This window comes from Corynebacterium sp. EPI-003-04-2554_SCH2473622, from assembly GCF_001665955.1.
Lineage (GTDB): Bacteria > Actinomycetota > Actinomycetes > Mycobacteriales > Mycobacteriaceae > Corynebacterium > Corynebacterium pseudodiphtheriticum.
The window spans coordinates 81226-97267 of sequence record NZ_LZMN01000041.1 but is presented as its reverse complement, the minus strand read 5'-3'; the positions used below and the strand labels follow the sequence as shown (position 1 = coordinate 97267).

The 16042-nt window shown below is 54.5% G+C and carries 16 protein-coding genes; 10 read left to right on the top strand and 6 right to left on the bottom strand.

The annotated features are described in order from the left end of the window. Positions 1–10 precede the first annotated feature (10 nt). The 4 genes from A5774_RS04395 (at position 11) to A5774_RS04380 (ending at position 4082) form a co-directional block, all read left to right on the top strand. Positions 11–892, top strand: coding sequence for an NUDIX domain-containing protein (locus A5774_RS04395; RefSeq protein ID WP_024272797.1), 882 nt, complete (start codon positions 11–13; stop codon positions 890–892). Between the two features lie 198 nt (positions 893–1090). After that, positions 1091–1894, top strand: coding sequence for an electron transfer flavoprotein subunit beta/FixA family protein (locus tag A5774_RS04390; protein ID WP_027017754.1), 804 nt, complete (start codon positions 1091–1093; stop codon positions 1892–1894). A 27-nt stretch (positions 1895–1921) separates the two neighbouring features. Then, positions 1922–2887, top strand: a complete 966-nt coding sequence (locus tag A5774_RS04385; RefSeq protein WP_021353113.1) for an electron transfer flavoprotein subunit alpha/FixB family protein — start codon at positions 1922–1924, stop codon at positions 2885–2887. A gap of 73 nt (positions 2888–2960) precedes the next feature. Continuing rightward, on the top strand, positions 2961–4082 hold the full coding sequence (locus A5774_RS04380) for a cysteine desulfurase family protein (RefSeq protein ID WP_021353114.1): 1122 nt from the start codon (positions 2961–2963) through the stop codon (positions 4080–4082). A gap of 10 nt (positions 4083–4092) precedes the next feature. Here the strand turns inward: A5774_RS04380 and A5774_RS04375 are convergent, their stop codons facing one another. Then, positions 4093–4932 carry a spermidine synthase gene (locus A5774_RS04375; RefSeq protein ID WP_064833542.1) on the bottom strand — a complete coding sequence of 280 codons (840 nt, stop codon included), beginning with the start codon at positions 4930–4932 and terminating at the stop codon, positions 4093–4095. A 102-nt stretch (positions 4933–5034) separates the two neighbouring features. Here A5774_RS04375 and mnmA point away from each other — a divergent pair, with 102 nt between their 5' ends. Further along, entirely contained in the window at positions 5035–6126 is a 1092-nt protein-coding gene (gene mnmA / locus A5774_RS04370; protein ID WP_024272798.1) for a tRNA 2-thiouridine(34) synthase MnmA, read from the top strand. A gap of 20 nt (positions 6127–6146) precedes the next feature. Beyond that, on the top strand, positions 6147–7256 hold the full coding sequence (locus tag A5774_RS04365) for a hypothetical protein (protein WP_082936097.1): 1110 nt from the start codon (positions 6147–6149) through the stop codon (positions 7254–7256). Here the strand turns inward: A5774_RS04365 and A5774_RS04360 are convergent. From A5774_RS04360 to A5774_RS04350, 3 genes are read right to left on the bottom strand one after another with little or no spacing between them, the layout of a single operon-like run. Beyond that, positions 7253–7528 carry a hypothetical protein gene (locus tag A5774_RS04360; protein ID WP_064833540.1) on the bottom strand — a complete coding sequence of 92 codons (276 nt, stop codon included), beginning with the start codon at positions 7526–7528 and terminating at the stop codon, positions 7253–7255. The genes A5774_RS04365 and A5774_RS04360 overlap by 4 nt on opposite strands. Further along, the gene (locus A5774_RS04355) at positions 7528–8541 is read right to left on the bottom strand and encodes a serine hydrolase (RefSeq protein WP_064833538.1); all 1014 of its coding nucleotides are present in this window, start codon (positions 8539–8541) and stop codon (positions 7528–7530) included. The genes A5774_RS04360 and A5774_RS04355 overlap by 1 nt, the downstream gene beginning before the upstream one ends. A gap of 16 nt (positions 8542–8557) precedes the next feature. Beyond that, on the bottom strand, positions 8558–9229 hold the full coding sequence (locus tag A5774_RS04350; RefSeq protein WP_021353121.1) for a 3'-5' exonuclease: 672 nt from the start codon (positions 9227–9229) through the stop codon (positions 8558–8560). An 82-nt stretch (positions 9230–9311) separates the two neighbouring features. On the opposite strand from A5774_RS04350, the gene ligA reads away from it, so the two are divergent. After that, positions 9312–11417: an NAD-dependent DNA ligase LigA gene (gene ligA / locus A5774_RS04345; RefSeq protein WP_064833599.1), complete on the top strand. Its 2106-nt coding sequence runs from the start codon at positions 9312–9314 to the stop codon at positions 11415–11417. On the opposite strand, the gene A5774_RS04340 is transcribed toward ligA, so the two are convergent. Further along, a complete protein-coding gene (locus tag A5774_RS04340) occupies positions 11414–12076 on the bottom strand; it encodes a hypothetical protein (protein ID WP_021353123.1) in 663 nt (220 codons plus the stop codon). The genes ligA and A5774_RS04340 overlap by 4 nt on opposite strands. A gap of 196 nt (positions 12077–12272) precedes the next feature. Between A5774_RS04340 and gatC the strand changes: the two genes are divergently transcribed. Together gatC and gatA are read left to right on the top strand one after the other, a co-directional pair. Next, positions 12273–12563, top strand: coding sequence for an Asp-tRNA(Asn)/Glu-tRNA(Gln) amidotransferase subunit GatC (gene gatC, locus A5774_RS04335; RefSeq protein WP_021353124.1), 291 nt, complete (start codon positions 12273–12275; stop codon positions 12561–12563). 60 nt (positions 12564–12623) lie between these two features. Beyond that, positions 12624–14111 (top strand): Asp-tRNA(Asn)/Glu-tRNA(Gln) amidotransferase subunit GatA, encoded by a 1488-nt coding sequence (gene gatA, locus A5774_RS04330; RefSeq protein WP_064833536.1) that lies wholly within the window; start codon positions 12624–12626, stop codon positions 14109–14111. 68 nt (positions 14112–14179) lie between these two features. On the opposite strand, the gene A5774_RS04325 is transcribed toward gatA, so the two are convergent. Beyond that, complete coding sequence (locus A5774_RS04325) at positions 14180–14503, bottom strand: hypothetical protein (protein ID WP_021353126.1); 324 nt, start codon at positions 14501–14503, stop codon at positions 14180–14182. A 48-nt stretch (positions 14504–14551) separates the two neighbouring features. Here A5774_RS04325 and A5774_RS04320 point away from each other — a divergent pair, with 48 nt between their 5' ends. Next, on the top strand, positions 14552–15982 hold the full coding sequence (locus tag A5774_RS04320; protein ID WP_255364727.1) for an MFS transporter: 1431 nt from the start codon (positions 14552–14554) through the stop codon (positions 15980–15982). Positions 15983–16042 lie beyond the last annotated feature (60 nt).

Below are 16042 nucleotides of genomic sequence, written 5' to 3'. Positions count from 1 at the left end.
TGAGGTTTTCATGCCAGATTTTTCGACGCATACGCAATTTCACTGTCAGCATCATAGCGATCAAATAGATGCGATTGATCCGGCGGAAATGACTGGTTACCGGGGGGCTCGGTTGGCGGCCACCGTCTTGTTGGTCCGCGATGGTGTGCAAGGTCTTGAAGTTTTCGCTCAAGAGCGGGTGTCGACCATGCGCAATTTTCCGGGAATTACTGTGTTTCCTGGCGGCGGGGTTGATCATCGCGATTTCCCGGCTCGATCGTGGGACTCTGGTGAACATTGGTGCGGGCCATCGGCAGTTTCGCTGGCGCGCAGAATGGAAACCAATAAGTATAAAGCCCACGCGTTGGTGTTTGCTGCAGTCCGAGAACTTTTCGAAGAAGCAGGCGCGCTATTGGCGGTACATGGCGACGGTGCACCAATTGCGAACGTGGCTCCATATGATTATGCGCGTCGCAGCTTGGAATCGCATGAGATCGCGCTATCTGATCTCATGCACAAACATGATTTGAAGGTTCGCTCGGATTTGTTGCGTCCGTGGGCCCGGTGGGTCGGAAAATCTGATCGTACGCATCTGTGGTTCGATACTTTTTCTTTTGTTGCCCGTGTTCCTGATGGTCAGCGCCCGGCTCCTGATCCGGGCGGCGAAGCGGAAGACGCGAATTGGTTTTCCCCGCAGCTGCTTCTCGACGGTTGGCGAGCAGGGTTAGTTCGGTTTGTATTGCCTACATGGGCGCAGTTACAAAAACTAGCCGGGTGTAAGACTGTTGATGAGGCGATGCGGTGCGCCGATGAAACGGTGATTCATCCGATTGTTGGTAAATGTTGGGAAGATCCTGCGTATCGAGAATTTTTGGAGTTTCAACCGGAAGATCGGATTGGGAAAATGCCGTAATCTTAGCTATCTAATTCAACGGTCGGTCTATTTTAACTAGACCGAGTGGTACAGTTGTTTGCGGTAGGTCACCTATCGCATGTAACGAGCAGGTACAGTGCACCGTTGTATGATGCGCTTCAGAGACCAGACGCGTCTGCATTAATAACGAACCACACAAACAAATTCTGAACTGTGAAAGAAAGGCAGGTGGCAATGATGCCAACCATCGTGGTCTTGGTGAAGACCGTGCCGGATACCTGGTCCACCAAGACGTTGCGTGACGACGCACGTTTGGATCGCGAATCTGTCGACGTCATTATTGATGAGATCAACGAGTTCTCCGTCGAACAGGCCCTTCGGGTTCGCGAAGAGGCAGTGAAACAAGGCTCTGAATATCAAGTGATTGCTTTGAGCATGGGGCCGGCTCATCATGAGGACGCTCTTAGAAAAGCGATTGCTATGGGGGTCGACGATGCGGTGCATATCACGGATGAGGCACTGGCTGGCAGCGATGTTTTGGGCACTGCTTTTGCCCTGCATAGCGCGCTCGAGACCATTGATGATGTGCAGCTTGTGATCGGGGGTAACTATTCCTCTGACGGTTCTACTGGCACCGTGCCTGGACTTCTAGCAGAATTCCAAGAGATTCCCGCGCTCACTGCTGTGCACTCGCTTTCCGTGGATGGAGATACCGTATCTGCGGTTCGTGAAGATAACCGAGGCACCTGGCAGCTCGAAGCTAAGTTACCAGCATTAGTGACGGTGACTGATAAAGCTGATAGCCCGCGATTCCCGAAGTTCAAAGGCTTACGCCAAGCAAAAAAGCATGAGATGAAGACGGTTGATATAGCTGGCATCGGCCTGGATGCCGATATGGTTGGAGCGGCTAACGCCACCACGAATGTGATCAGCCATAATCAGCGCCCTACGCGCAGTGCTGGTGTAATGATCGATTCCGGAAGCCCGGAAGAACAAGCTCGCAAAATTGCTGATTACCTGGCAGAAAACAACCTCATTTAACTTCGCGAATTAGGGAGCAATACTGATATGGCACACGTATACGTGCTGATAGAACATGAAAACGGGCAACTGAATCCGGTTAATAAGGAATTGATTGCTGCAGCACGGCCTTTGGGGTCGGTGCATGCTGTCGTCGTCAGCGCACCTGGTGGTTGTGAACAACTGCCCGCCGAGCTTGCCAGTGCCGGAGTGGACAAGATTTATTCTGCGGAGGTTGCGGATTATGAGCAGCGTTTAGTGCTGCCAGAAGTCGATGCGCTGTCTACAGTTGCTGCGTCGAATCCCGGCCCGATTGTGGTTGCCGCGGGCACGGCGGGTAACGAAATCGTCGGCCGTCTGGGTGCACGTCTGGCGTCTGGAATTCTTAGTGATGTAGTGGGCATCAATGCTGATGGTACTGCGCAACACAGTATTTTTGGTGGCTCGGTGGATGTTGTTGCGCAAGCAGAGGGTGATTGCCCGTTGTATAGCTTGCGTCCCGGTGCAGTAGAACCGGAGGCCAATCCCGTGCAAGGGGCAGGCAACCTCGAAAAGATTGTGCTCGGCGGCGCCGCTGAGAATGAAGCACGTGTTGCTTCCTTTACTCCCGCCGTCAAAGGCGACCGGCCAGATTTGCTGCAAGCGAAAAACGTGGTTGCTGGCGGACGGGGAGTCGGTTCGGCAGAGAATTTCGCCGACGTTATCGAGCCACTGGCAGACAGCTTGGGTGCGGCCGTAGGCGCCACGCGTGATGCGGTGGATGATGGTATGTACGCTCCTGCACACCAGATTGGACAAACCGGTGTGACCGTCAGCCCGAAGCTGTATATCGGTCTCGGAATTTCTGGTGCAATCCAACATCTAGCAGGTATGCAGACTGCAGAACACATCATCGTCGTCAACCAGGATGCGGATGAGCCGTTTTTCGCCGTCGCAGATCTGGGTGTAGTGGGCGATTTGCATGAGATAGCGCCCGCCCTAACTGCGGAGCTACGAGCACGAGCACAGAGCTAGGTTCAGCGAGGACGCACTGGCGCCGTGGGCAGGGCCTCGTGGCGCCATGGAATAGGGAAGTAGAGTGGAGTCTATGACTTACCTTGATCACGCTGCCACTACTCCTATGCGCCAGTCGGCGATTGACGCGTGGGTGCACGCAGCCGGTGAACTGAACCCAAACGGGCAATACGCTGCGGGTAGGAAAGCGCGTAGTGTTCTGGATTCCGCACGCGAGTCCGTTGCGGAGCTATTGGGGTGTGAACCGATTGAGGTGATTTTTACTGCCTCTGGTACCGAAGCCGACAATATTGCTCTGCAGGGTTTATACGCCGCTAGCGAATCGAGGCGGATTATCCTCCCGCCTTCGGAGCATTCTGCTATCCGTGACGTAGCCAACGCGTTGGCTAGCCAGGGGGCAGAGATTGTGGATCTTCCTGTCGACGGGGCGGCCCGTGTATGTGATCTTTCTGCTCTCGACACCCAAGCGGCTGTAGCCGCTTGTATGTATGCGAACAATGAGATCGGTACCATTCAGCCGATCCCCGAAATTGCTGAACGTGCAGCAGCAGCCGGGACTCCCTTGCACGTGGATGCAGTGCAAGCCGTCGGCAAGCTTCCGATTCATTTCCATGAATTACAGGCGACTACCTTGGCGGCTAGCGCACATAAATTTGGTGGGCCACGGGGCGCTGGTTTGTTGTTAGCGAAACGTACCCCGGCGCCGAAACCGGTCTACTTGGGTGGCGGACAAGAACGTGGAATTCGTCCAGGTACCGTCGATGTCGCTGGTGCAGCGGGTTTGGCAGCGGCATTGCGGGAATCTTTAGAGGAGCATGAACAACAACGTGTGCGCCTGGCGCAGTTACGAGATAAACTGCGTTCCTTTATCACCACGCATATCGATGATGTAGTTGTTAACACGGTAGAGCCAGCTTTACCGACGCATCTCCACGTCTCTTTCTTAGGCACCGATGGTGATAGTTTGATCATGCTGATGGACCGCGCAGGTATTGCGGTTTCCACAGGATCAGCGTGCGCAGCCGGGGTAAATCGTTTCAGTCATGTGCTTGAAGCCATGGAAACTGACGAGGCGCGTGCGCGTGGTGCATTGCGATTTAGTCTTGGGTACAGCACTACTGAAGAAGATATAGCGGTTGTGTGCCAACAGCTGCCGGATATTATTGCCACCGCCCGAAAAGTTGCAGGCCTCTAGCCCTGGTCTGCTATTCCTGAGCCCACTGTTGTGTCTGTGCGGCATCAAGATATTTTGCGGGCATGGCACCTCGAAGTAGCGCACTGCGCATTTGATCGTAAATAGGAGTTCCCGCCTGCGGTAGCTCAGAATCGGACGCCAGGAGCACTATGTTTCCGCCACTGCGGCCTTGCAGCGTACCCGCATCGCTTATCAGCGCTACTTGGCGGAAAAACCTGTCTAAACCGGAAACTTCTTCTTGTACTTCGGCGGCGCCGTGGCGTGCACCGCAGTTAGCAACAAAAAGGCCGCCAGGTATTAATGCTTGATGCGCATGCTGGTAAAACTCTGTGCTTGTGAGCGAGCGCGGGGTGGTATCGCCAGAGAACACATCGCGAATGATGATGTCTCGGCTGGCTGGGCGAAAATTGGCAGTGGCCTCAGCTGCCTCGCCAGGGCGAATTTTTACAGTTGGGGCGCGTGGTATATCGAACCAATTGCGTACCTGTTCACCTAAGCTGGCGTCGAGTTCCACGACGGTGTGGCGAGTTTTTGGCCAACGCCACGCTAGGTAGCGGGCCATGGAACAGCCTGCGCCGCCCAGGTGTGTGATTCGTAGCCGGCCTGTATCCCAGCTGTGTGCGCGTACAAATTCTTCTATGCTGGCTGCAAACCAGCGCATATACGCAAAATCCAAATAGTCTGGTTCGCCGAGCAGTACGTGCGAGCTGGGAACGCCGTTGACATAAAGGTAGTAGCCGTTGTCGTGGAATGAATCAGGCTTGATCTCCGCATACCCTGTGCTGATCTCATATCGTCCGATGATTGATGAAGCTGTTTGCGCTTGGTTTCTTGCCCGTTTGCGTCCCATAGCGTGTCATTCTACGGGGCTTGCCGACGGATTTTGCAGGTAGATCTCGTCTCTGGTGAAGGCTGAAAGCATGGCTTTGACACTGGGCTTAAACTATGAGGCATGCGAGTATTGGTTGCAATGTCCGGCGGCGTCGATTCATCAGTGGCAGCTGCACGCGCGGTAGAAGCTGGCCACGATGTGGTTGGCGTGCATTTGGCTCTGCACCAAGATGCACAGCAAACCAGGGAAAAAGCGCGTGGTTGTTGCTCGTTGGAAGACGCCGCCGATGCCCGTCGCATTTGCGACAAGCTGGGTATCCCGTACTATGTTTGGGATTTTTCTGAGCGCTTTAAAGAAGAAGTCATTGATGATTTCGTTGATTCTTATGCGATCGGGGAAACCCCGAACCCGTGTCTGCGCTGCAATGAGAAGATTAAATTCCGTGCGTTGCTGGAAAAAGGCATGGCTCTGGGCTTTGATGCCGTCGCTACCGGGCATTATGCCACCATTGACGATGAAGGTTATATGCGTCGGTCACCGGATCAAAATAAAGACCAGTCGTACGTGCTCGGGGTGATTAGCGCTGATGAGCTAGCCCATTGCATGTTTCCGGTTGGCGATACACCGAAGCCGCAGATTCGGGAAGAAGCAGCTCGCTATGGTTTTTCTACAGCTGCGAAGCCCGATTCTTATGATATTTGTTTTATCCCGGATGGGCGGACCCAAGCATTCTTGGGTCGTTCGATTGGCATGCGCCCAGGCATGATCGTCGATAAGAATTCCGGAGAAAAGCTGAAAGAGCACGACGGGGCGTGGAATTATACGATTGGCCAGCGCAAGGGGCTGGATATTAAAACCCCCGCAGCGGATGGTCGTCCGCGCTATGTCACTGATATCGACGCCAACACTGGAACTGTGACTGTGGGCTCGCGTGAAGACTTACGCATCCAGACTATCGGTGCCGACCGACTGAAATATCTGCATCCGGCGATGGAGGGCGAGCTGAATTGTTTGGTGCAGGTGCGTGCGCACGGCTCTGTGGTGCCGTGTCGTGCGGTGGTGGATCGTGAAGCTGACTCGATGCATTTGGACCTGCAAGAACCGCTTTCAGGCGTAGCACGCGGCCAGGCAGCTGTGTTGTATATGCCAACCGATGATGGTTTGGGCGATATTGTGCTGGGCTCTGGAACTATCTGTTCTACAGGTTCTTAGGGCTAGGGCTGATGAGCCGGATGGAGTTTCGAACGTTGCAATCAGCGGAGGCACAGCACCAACCTGGAGAGCAAGAACAAGCGGCAAAACTTTTCCCGGGTTCACTAGCGCTTGGTCCGCTGGCCGGCACTTCGATGGCGGCAGCCGGGGACATGGTTATCAGTGAATTTGGTGACCAGTTACACTTGCCGCATTTGCCGCAACGCGGATTGGGATCCGACGCAGTTGGTTATAGCGCTGCGCTGCTGGAATCATTAAGTGTTGATCGCGGAGCTCGTAGTTGGCAGCTGAGCGCCCGCCCACAACGGTGGTCTTGGTTCTTAAAAGATCTCCGCGAGCGTGACATTGATGTGCTCGAAGAAACCTGGCAGCACGCAGGACAGGAGATCAAATTACAGGTCATGGGTCCGGTGAGCTTGGCAAGCCAGATCGAGCTTGCCGACGGCCATCGTGTGCTTAGTGACCGTTCGGCGTTATTCGATCTTGCTGATGCTCTGGCTGTGGGGATTGCGAATTTCCGTGCCGATATGACTCGGCGTTTTTCTGCCACGACCGTGCTGCAAATTGACGAACCATACCTAGCCCAGTGCGTGCGCGGCGAAATTCCGGGTGCGACGGACTACCACAAAATTGCCCCGCTGGACCCAGATGATTTCGCAGCTTTGTTGGCACGTTGTTCCGAAGGGCCAGTTGAATATCTCAATGTTTCGGAGACAGATCATGACGCGTTACATCAGGTGATTGCTGATGCGGTTGCTGACAATAAACAGCAAGCAAGTGTCAGCAATAGTGGCGGAGTAGGGGAAATCATCATTGATCAACACCAGTTAACTGGCACTGCGAAACTTGATCAGCTCGCCGAGTTGATTGATGCCGGGGTACGGGTTGGTTTGGCTTGCGTGCCTCCAGATCTGATCTGGGATGATCAGGGAGAAAATCCCCGCCGCCTTGCCGTGCGAATTGCCCGCTTGCTCGACACTCTCGGCATCGAGCGGCTGGCGGGTTCCCGACTGATTGATATTTGCCCGCAACCGGGGATACCCGGAAAGACCATCTTGGATTGTGCCCGCACTTACCGGCTTAGCAGGGAGGTAGCGCGCATGCTGGCCGAGGATATCGGAGACCTCTAACTGGGAACCTTGCGGTTATGGCTTTCCAGTATGTAATAAACGATGAGCGTTACCGATGCGGCCATGAGCACGGCTAAACCCCACCAGACCCAAATGGGAACCAAGGAGTTCCAGGCGACGACGTAGGCAATGAACATCGTTAGCCCGATATTCACCAATAAGTTGATGATTTGGATCGATAAGGAGCCCTTTTTCTCCCGCGCTTTCCACGCGGCAAATCCCCAGTTGAAAATCAACAAGAATACCAGGACGAGGTTGATGATTGCGTTCATTACCGTACTTCCTCTCCTGCTAGCTGCAATCCAATTTGTTCTACACCGCGCGGGGTATTGCCTGCGACGAAGGCAGCTCGTGCAGTCTCAGGCGCGACGACCAGCATGGCAGAATAGCCGCCAGTTTGTCCGTTGTGCCAACCTGCGCCGCTGTCTTTGTCGTCTGTAGAAACGGTTGGAGCCCAACCGTAATCGGGCAGGCCTTGTTCTAAGAGATATTCCGCAAATTTCGCCATATCAGCAGCGGTGGAGCGCACCATGCCCGCAGGTGCATAACCTTCCGTCACCCAGGGCTGAGCATGCCGCCCGTTGTTGAGTAGGCCTGCCGGTTGATCGTCGGGAAGCGGTTGGCTAGCCACGTAGGTATCGTGCATGCCTAACGGCCGGAAAAGTACGTCGTTAAGCATTTCTTCGTAGGTGGTGCCGGCATTTTCTGCTAGCGCCCAGCCGAGCAATGCGAAACCCAGGTTGGAATATTGTTCTTCACCACGGTTTTCCAATTCTTCGATGTCATTGGCAGCGGCAAAAATGTCGTCACGCCCAATGCCTTCGTATGGGTTGGTGCCCAGCACGGAAAAGCCCAAGTTTGAAGCGAAATTGACTCCCGCCATCCGGGGCAATCCGCCGGTGTGGTTGACGGCTTCTTCCAGTGTGACTGAGGCGACTGGTTCGTGTAGTTCGTCGATTAACTCGCCTAGGGTGGTGTCTAACTCCACCTCTTTGTTTTTGATTTCGTGGCGCAGAAGCTCGGCTGTCATCATCTTCGTGACTGAGCCGATTTCGACCTCAGTTTCGCTATCAGCACCCCAACCAGCGTATTCTGTCACGCCATCGTCGATAGTCAATGCGGTGAGCTGATTATGTCCGGGAACGGCTAATTCGGCTAGTTCAGCAGCCAGTCGTTTATTGCCGGTTGCTTGGTCTGCGAGCGCAATGCGTTGTGGACCCAGGGCAATGGCACCAAACAGCACCGCTAGACCGGCAATGAGTGCGGTTGCGAGTGACTTTTTCATGCTGCCAATCTTACAATTAGCCCTGCATTGGCCAAGAAGTTGCTACCGACGAGGCGTCTCGGTCACGGGAAGCCAGGTAGCGTTTAAATTCCATCTGCATTTCGTAGTAACCCACGGCTTGATACTCCATTAGCTCACCATCGTCCATCTTTGCTAACTCCGGGAACCGCTGGTTCACCTGTTTCCAGGCAACACGAGCCGCAGCCATGGCATCGGCGGTGGCTTCGTGCGCGTTATCCAGTGGTACACCGTATTCCTCGCACACTTTGCTTAATGTGCGTGGGCCTTTGCGGTATTTATCTTTCAGTTTGTCGATAACGAACGGATCAAAGACGGGGCCGGTCACTGTGAAATCCTCGTCTAAACTCCGGAGCACAGTCAGGTCGTAATTCGCGTTATAAACAATCAGCGTTTTGCCTTCGTCCCAGCCTTTCTTGATTGCTGCGATGGTCTTTGCGAGTACTTCATCGTGGTCTTGGCCGTGCTCGCGAGCGTATTGCGTAGTAATTCCGTGTACATCGGTGGCTGGTTGCGGAATTTCTATGCCGGGGTTTGCCAGCATTTCTTGCGAATCCACGGTCGAGCCTTCAATTGAGACCAGGGCGGAGGTGACAATCCGGGCCTCCTGAGGAATGTTCGAGGTTGTTTCTAAGTCGAAGGCAAGCATGCGGGAAGCGTTGAAACTCATGACCTACAGCCTAGACGCGCTTGTCCACAGACAGGCGCACTGGTTCGAACATTCAACGGAAGCTGAGCTCCTATTAGAATGGATGCACGTGAGTGATTTTGATGAAGCAGGTTTTGATGAAGCAGGATTGCGCCGCCGCTGGAATGAACTTGCCGACGAGGTTCGCTACCACCGTGAACGCTATTACAACGAGCAACCCGAAATTCCGGATGCGGAATTCGATGAGCTACTTCGTCGGTTAGCGAAGCTGGAGAAAGACTACCCGCAACTGGCGGTGCCTGACTCACCCACCATGGAAGTCGGCGCGCCGGTGCCCGAAGAGTCCAGCTTCGCCAATGTTGAGCACTTGGCGCCTATGCTGAGCTTAGATAATGCTTTTGACGACGGCGAGCTGCGTGATTGGCTTGCGCGTACCCCGGCTCCGGCCTACCTCACCGAATTAAAAATCGATGGGTTGTCGGTGGATTTGGTCTACCGCAATGGCCGGCTGGATCGAGCAGCCACCCGTGGTGACGGAACCACTGGCGAAGACATTACCGCCAACGCCCGGGTCATTGAGGATATTCCACACGAACTCACTGCTACCGAGGAATACCCGGTTCCGGAACTCATCGAAATTCGCGGTGAGGTTTATATGAACCCCGAAGATTTCGCGGTCATCAACGAAGAACGCGTGAAACTCGCTGAAGGGCAAGGTAAAAAGCCAGAGACATTCGCTAATCCGCGTAATGCGGCAGCGGGGGGCTTGCGGATGAAAAATACCGAGGAGGTGAAGAAGCGTCGGCTGCGCATGATCGCGCATGGTCTTGGCGCCCGGGAAGGTTTTGCACCCGACTCGCAGTGGGATGCTTATAAGGCTTTGGAGGCTTGGGGGCTTCCGGTATCGCCGTACACCAAACGGGTAACGAGCAGTGCGGAAGTCCTTGCACAAGTGGAGTACTGGGGAGAGCATCGCCATGATGCTTTCTTCGAAATGGATGGCCTGGTCGTCAAAGTCGATGACTTGTCGACGCAGCGTGCGCTTGGAGCAACCTCACGCGCACCGCGGTGGGCGATCGCCTTTAAATACCCGCCAGAAGAAGTTACCACCAAGCTGTTGCGGATTGAGGTAGGCGTCGGTAGGACTGGTCGTGTGACGCCGTACGCAGTGATGGAGCCGGTATTTGTCGCAGGCACTACCGTTTCGATGGCTACCTTGCATAACCAGACAGAGGTCAAACGCAAAGGAGTATTGATCGGCGATACGGTGGTGATCCGAAAAGCCGGAGAGATCATTCCGGAGGTTTTAGGGCCGGTGGTGTCGCAGCGTGATGGCAGCGAGTATGAGTGGAGATTCCCCAGTGAATGCCCGTCATGTGGCAGTACCCTAGCGCCGCAAAAAGAAGGTGATGCCGATTGGCGCTGCCCGAATGCCCGCTCTTGCCCGGCACAACTAGGGGCGCGCTTGGAATATCTTGCCTCCCGTAAAGCATTCGATATCGAAGCCTTGGGAGAAAAGGGAGCGCACGATTTGATTGCCAGTGGGGTGGTGGTTGATGAATCAGATTTGTTTGGCATCAACGAAGAAGTGCTGATGAACTCCACTGTTTATACCCGTACGGTTAAAAAAGACAAGACTAAACGTGAGATCAATGCTTCGGGTCGGAAACTTTTAGAGAATCTAGAAACCGCACGGCAGGCTGATTTTTGGCGTGTGCTTATTGCTTTGTCGATCCGGCACGTAGGGCCTACTGCGGCACGGGCATTGGCCACGCGTTTTGGTTCGATGCAGGCATTGCGGGATGCCGACGTCGACAAGATTGCCGATGTGGATGGCGTTGGAATGACGATCGCCAATTCTCTGCAAGATTGGTTTAGCGTGGATTGGCATCGAGCCATCGTCGACAAGTGGGCTCAGGCCGGGGTGACTATGGAAGTCGAGGCCTCCCAGCGTATGGAACAAACGTTGGAAGGGAAGACGATTGTGGTCACCGGAACGCTGGAAGGGTTTAGCCGCGATAGTGCCAAAGAAGCTATTGTTTCGCGCGGCGGAAAAGCTACCGGCTCAGTCTCGAAAAAGACTGATTATTTGGTGGCAGGAGAAAACGCCGGCTCGAAGGAAACCAAGGCTCGTGATTTGGGCGTGCGGATCTTGTCGGAAGAGGAGTTTGTGCAGCTTCTCGACGGCGCGTTAATTGCTGAGCACTAATCAATCAGCTTGCCCAGGATGTTTCCCAGGTGGCCTAGGTGTACTACTTCGCTGGCCAGGTAGTCTGGGCCGCCGGCGCGCCCGATGATTAAGACCAGTCCGCTGTCGCCTAGTGGCGCGCCAGCGAGAGCCGAATCCAAGATGCGCCAAGAATCAGGGATCCAGTCTTCGCTATCGGCAACCAAAACACGGGCAGAAGTGATGTCAATATCCGCAGGGATCGAACCGTCGTCTTCTGGGGCGGCGCTGGAGGCAGCCACGCGCGTGATTTTGTCGGTTGTGTCGACGATGATCGCCCAGGACGAAGTTAAGGCCTTCGGGAAAGCAGAGACAAAATCTTGTAAGGACGTACGTAACCCGCCGCGGTTGGTCGCCAGATGTGACAACATTTCGATTTGCCCGCGGCGGTCGACGCGGCCGGAAAACGGCCGAATAGAGTCAACTTCGACACCGTCAACGGAGTTGGCTGCAGTAATTAAAGCATCTGCCATTACTCCTTGGGGCAAGTCGACGACGATATCGTCCATGACGGCATCAGCAGAAAATGCTTCAATAATGTCGACGGATTGAATATTGCCGCCGGTTTGGCCGATGGCGTCAGCTAATTGTCCGAGCGCTCCGGGAGTGTCTGGGAGCAGGACACGGATCAAAAACGACATGATTTATTGCCACCACTTTCTGAACTTCGAGTTCGCTGTCACCATCGTAGCAATCTGGCGCGTTGCTTAGTTGGGCGAAACCTTGTTTTGTTGTCTCACGTACCGGACTATCAGGCGTTGCTTAGCTACTGGTTCCAGTGGCGTAGCATAGTACGGGAGAAAATTGATTCACGAATATTGAAGGATTGAATCGACTGTGTCAGAAATATCCCGCGAAAAAATCGAGCACCTGGCGAAGCTATCGCGTCTTGCTTTAAGCGATGCAGAAATCGCGACTTATGCAGAACAAATTGACGGCATTGTGAACGCTGTTTCTGCGGTACAAAATGTGGATACTGCCGGGGTAGAACCCATGAGCCATCCACATTCGGTGAACGCCACCATGCGTAGCGACGAAGTCGTGCGCACGCTGAATTCTGAGCAGGCTTTGGATCAGGCACCGGACGTACGTGATGACCGTTTCGTGGTTCCCAAGATTCGTGGCTAGTTCAGTGCTCACCTGTGAGCGCATGATAAATACTGCACAAGCGATAGAGGTAGAGAATTAATGACTGAATTTACCCGCCCAACAGATGGCATCACCTCGGAAACCGCGGCGGATTTGGCGCAGCGTATCCACGACCGCGAGATTACTTCGCGTGAGGTGACCCAGGCGTATCTGGACCGCATCAACGACACTAACGAGACTCTGAATTCGTTCTTGCACGTTGGTGCAGAAGAGGCATTGGCCGCTGCAGATGCGGTGGATAAGGCCCTTGATAACGGGGAAAAGCCGGCTTCTGCATTAGCTGGGGTTCCGCTCGCGTTGAAGGACCTGCTGGTTACCACTGATGCGCCGACTACCGCGGCCTCGAAAATGCTGGAGGGCTACAATAGCCCGTATGACGCAACCGTGACTCGTCGCTTGCGCGAAGCAGGCATTCCTATCCTAGGAAAAACTAACCTGGATGAATTTGCTATGGGTTCGTCAAACGAAAACTCGGCCTACGGGCCGGTGCGTAACCCTTATGACACTAACCGCACCCCGGGCGGATCTGGAGGCGGTACGGCAGCAGCCTTGGCGTCTGGGCAAGCACCATTGGGCATTGGTACGGATACCGGCGGTTCGATTCGCCAGCCAGCCGCACTGACAAATACTGTCGGTGTGAAGCCCACCTATGGCACGGTTTCGCGTTATGGTTTGATTGCTGCTGCTTCTTCACTGGATCAAGCAGGCCCGTGTGCGAACACTGTGTTGGATACCGCATTGCTGCATGAGGTAATTGCGGGGCATGACCCCTACGATGCCACCAGTATCGATAAAGCGGTCCCGGACGTTGTTGCTGCCGCCCGTGCGGGCGCAAACGGCGATCTGACCGGGCTCAAAGTTGGTGTCATCAAGCAGTTCGAACGCGATGGATGGCAGCCTGGCGTGATGGAGCAATATCACAAGGCAGTACAGACGCTGGTGGATAATGGCGCGGAAGTCGTCGAAGTAGATTGCCCGCACTTCGACGACGCATTGGCAGCTTATTACCTGATCATGCCGTGTGAAGTGTCATCCAACTTGGCCCGTTTCGACGGTATGCGATACGGCAAGCGCGTGGGTGATGACGGAGAAAATTCCGCTAACCGGGTCATGGAACTTTCGCGCGAAGCTGGCTTCGGCCCAGAGGTCAAACGGCGCATCATGGTCGGAACTTACGCGTTGTCGGTCGGCTATTATGATGCTTATTACCTACAAGCGCAGCGCGTTCGCACCCTGGTGGCGCAAGATTTTGCCCGTGCATACGAAAAAGTCGACGTGCTGGTATCACCAACGACGCCGACTACAGCTTTTCCTCTGGGGGAAAAGGTTGAAGATCCAACCGCGATGTACAACTTCGACTTGTGCACACTGCCGTTGAACTTGGCTGGTGTCTGCGGTATGTCCGTACCTTCTGGTATGGCGGGAGATACCCAGTTGCCAACCGGTCTACAGATTATGGCTCCGGCCTTCGCCGACGAACGTTTGTACCGCGTTGGTGCAGCCTACGAGGCTTTAGTGCGCAATTAAAATGAAATAGGACGTACCCGGTGCTGGCCAAGTATTAGGGGCGGTGCCGGGTACGATCCACCAGTGCTTTATTTCCGATCGGATAGGGCGTACGCCGCACCCGCGGTGGCTGCGGTTACCACGCCAACTGCTGGCCAGGAACCGATCTTCTTGGCCAAAGGATGCGATAGGCCGAATGCTGCGATGTATCCGCCCAGCAATCCAGCCGTGGTTGCCGGAGTGGTCTTAGCAGCCCACGAGCGTGCCGCCCAGTAACCAGCAGAGCCGAGTATCACACCACCGAGGGGGCGGATTCCGGTCTGGACGGCGGTGAGATAGCCGCCCACCAAACCGAAAGCGGTGGTGGTTGCCGTCGATACTTCTTGCGGAGATTTCTTATCGATTAATGCCATGCCCGTTAGTCTAGGCCTCAGCACTGGTTCCGCGCTAGGATCAGCGGAGTGACTCCCTCGCACGGCCGACGACAGACGTCCGCAGAAAATAGGCATACCGCTGCCGAATCGACAGTGCTCCCAGAAGCCCAGGCATGGAAGGCTATGTTCGCCCTCTCATTGGGCTTTTTCATGTCTTTGCTGGATCAAACCCTAGTTGCGGTGGCACTTCCGAGCATACGACGAGAATTCGATGCTTCGTTGGCACAAACCCTTTGGGTATCTTCCGGGTTTCTCCTGTTCGTGGTGGTTCCTTTGTTGTTTACCGGTCGGTTGGGAGATCGGTTCGGACAAAGACGCCTCTTTCGCATTGGTATTACCGTCTTTGTTATTGGTGCGGTCGCTTCCGCTACAGCATCTAGTATCGAATTATTGATTGCTGCTCGTTGCTTACAAGGACTCGGCGCATCCATTCAAATGCCGCAGACTATGTCGGTAATCAACCGAGTTTTTGCCCGTGAGCGTCGTGGGCGCGCGTTAGGGGTATGGGGAATTATCGGCTCGGTAGCTGCGATTACCGGGCCGGTACTCGGTGGCGCACTAATTAACTCGTCTTCATGGCAGGCGGTATTTCTTATCCACGTGCCTTTAGGCGTCCTAGCCGTTGTCTTGGCGACGCTGTGGGTACCTCGTATGCCGACCTATGCCCGAAAGCTAGATCCACTGTCCGTGGCAGTGTCCTTGCTTTCTATGCTGTTATTGGTTGGTGCGATCCAGCAGGCGCCGGAGGCCGACTGGGCGTGGTGGATTTGGCTCATGCTGTTGGCCGGCATCGCTGGTTTGTATGGCTTTATTAGGTTGCAAGCTACTGCGCAGGCACGTGGCATGGAAGCCATGATCCCGTTGTTTTTATTCCGGAATCACAATTACCGGCTGGGGATTATCATCATCGCGTGCATGGGTTTTATGGCGGCGTCGTTGATGCTACCGATCATGCTGTGGTTGCAAGACGGTCAGGGCTTGGACTCTGCTAGCGCGGGTCTGTTGATGGTTCCTATGGCGTTGACCTCGTTATTTGTGTCGCCGATCGCGGGCATCATGGCGGATAAATTCCATCCGCGCAATCTTGTCGTCGCTGGGTTTAGCACGATGCTGAGTGCGTGCGCAGCATGCTGGTGGATCATGGCTCATGAGTTTCCTCTTTGGTGGCTTGCGGTTGCCGTGAGCCTTTTGGGAATCGGCCAGTCTTTTGTCTGGGGCACGAACTCGGCTACTACCATGCGTGATGTGGAACCTCGAATCATGGGTGCTGCCTCAGGCGTTTATAACACCGCGCGGCAATTAGGCTCGGTGTTCGGTGTGTCTATTTTATCGGCGTTGCTGCAAATCACTGTCGCTGCTTCGGGTTTAGCGGTGGGGGCTGCCAATGCGCTCTTGTTGCTCGTGGTGGTATTGGCCATCGGTTTGTTGACCTCGTTGTTTTATCGTAAAACTATTTAGAATTCGGCCGGCAACAGGTATTCGTGGCTATGGCGAGAATGCTAAAAATTGGGAGTAGTC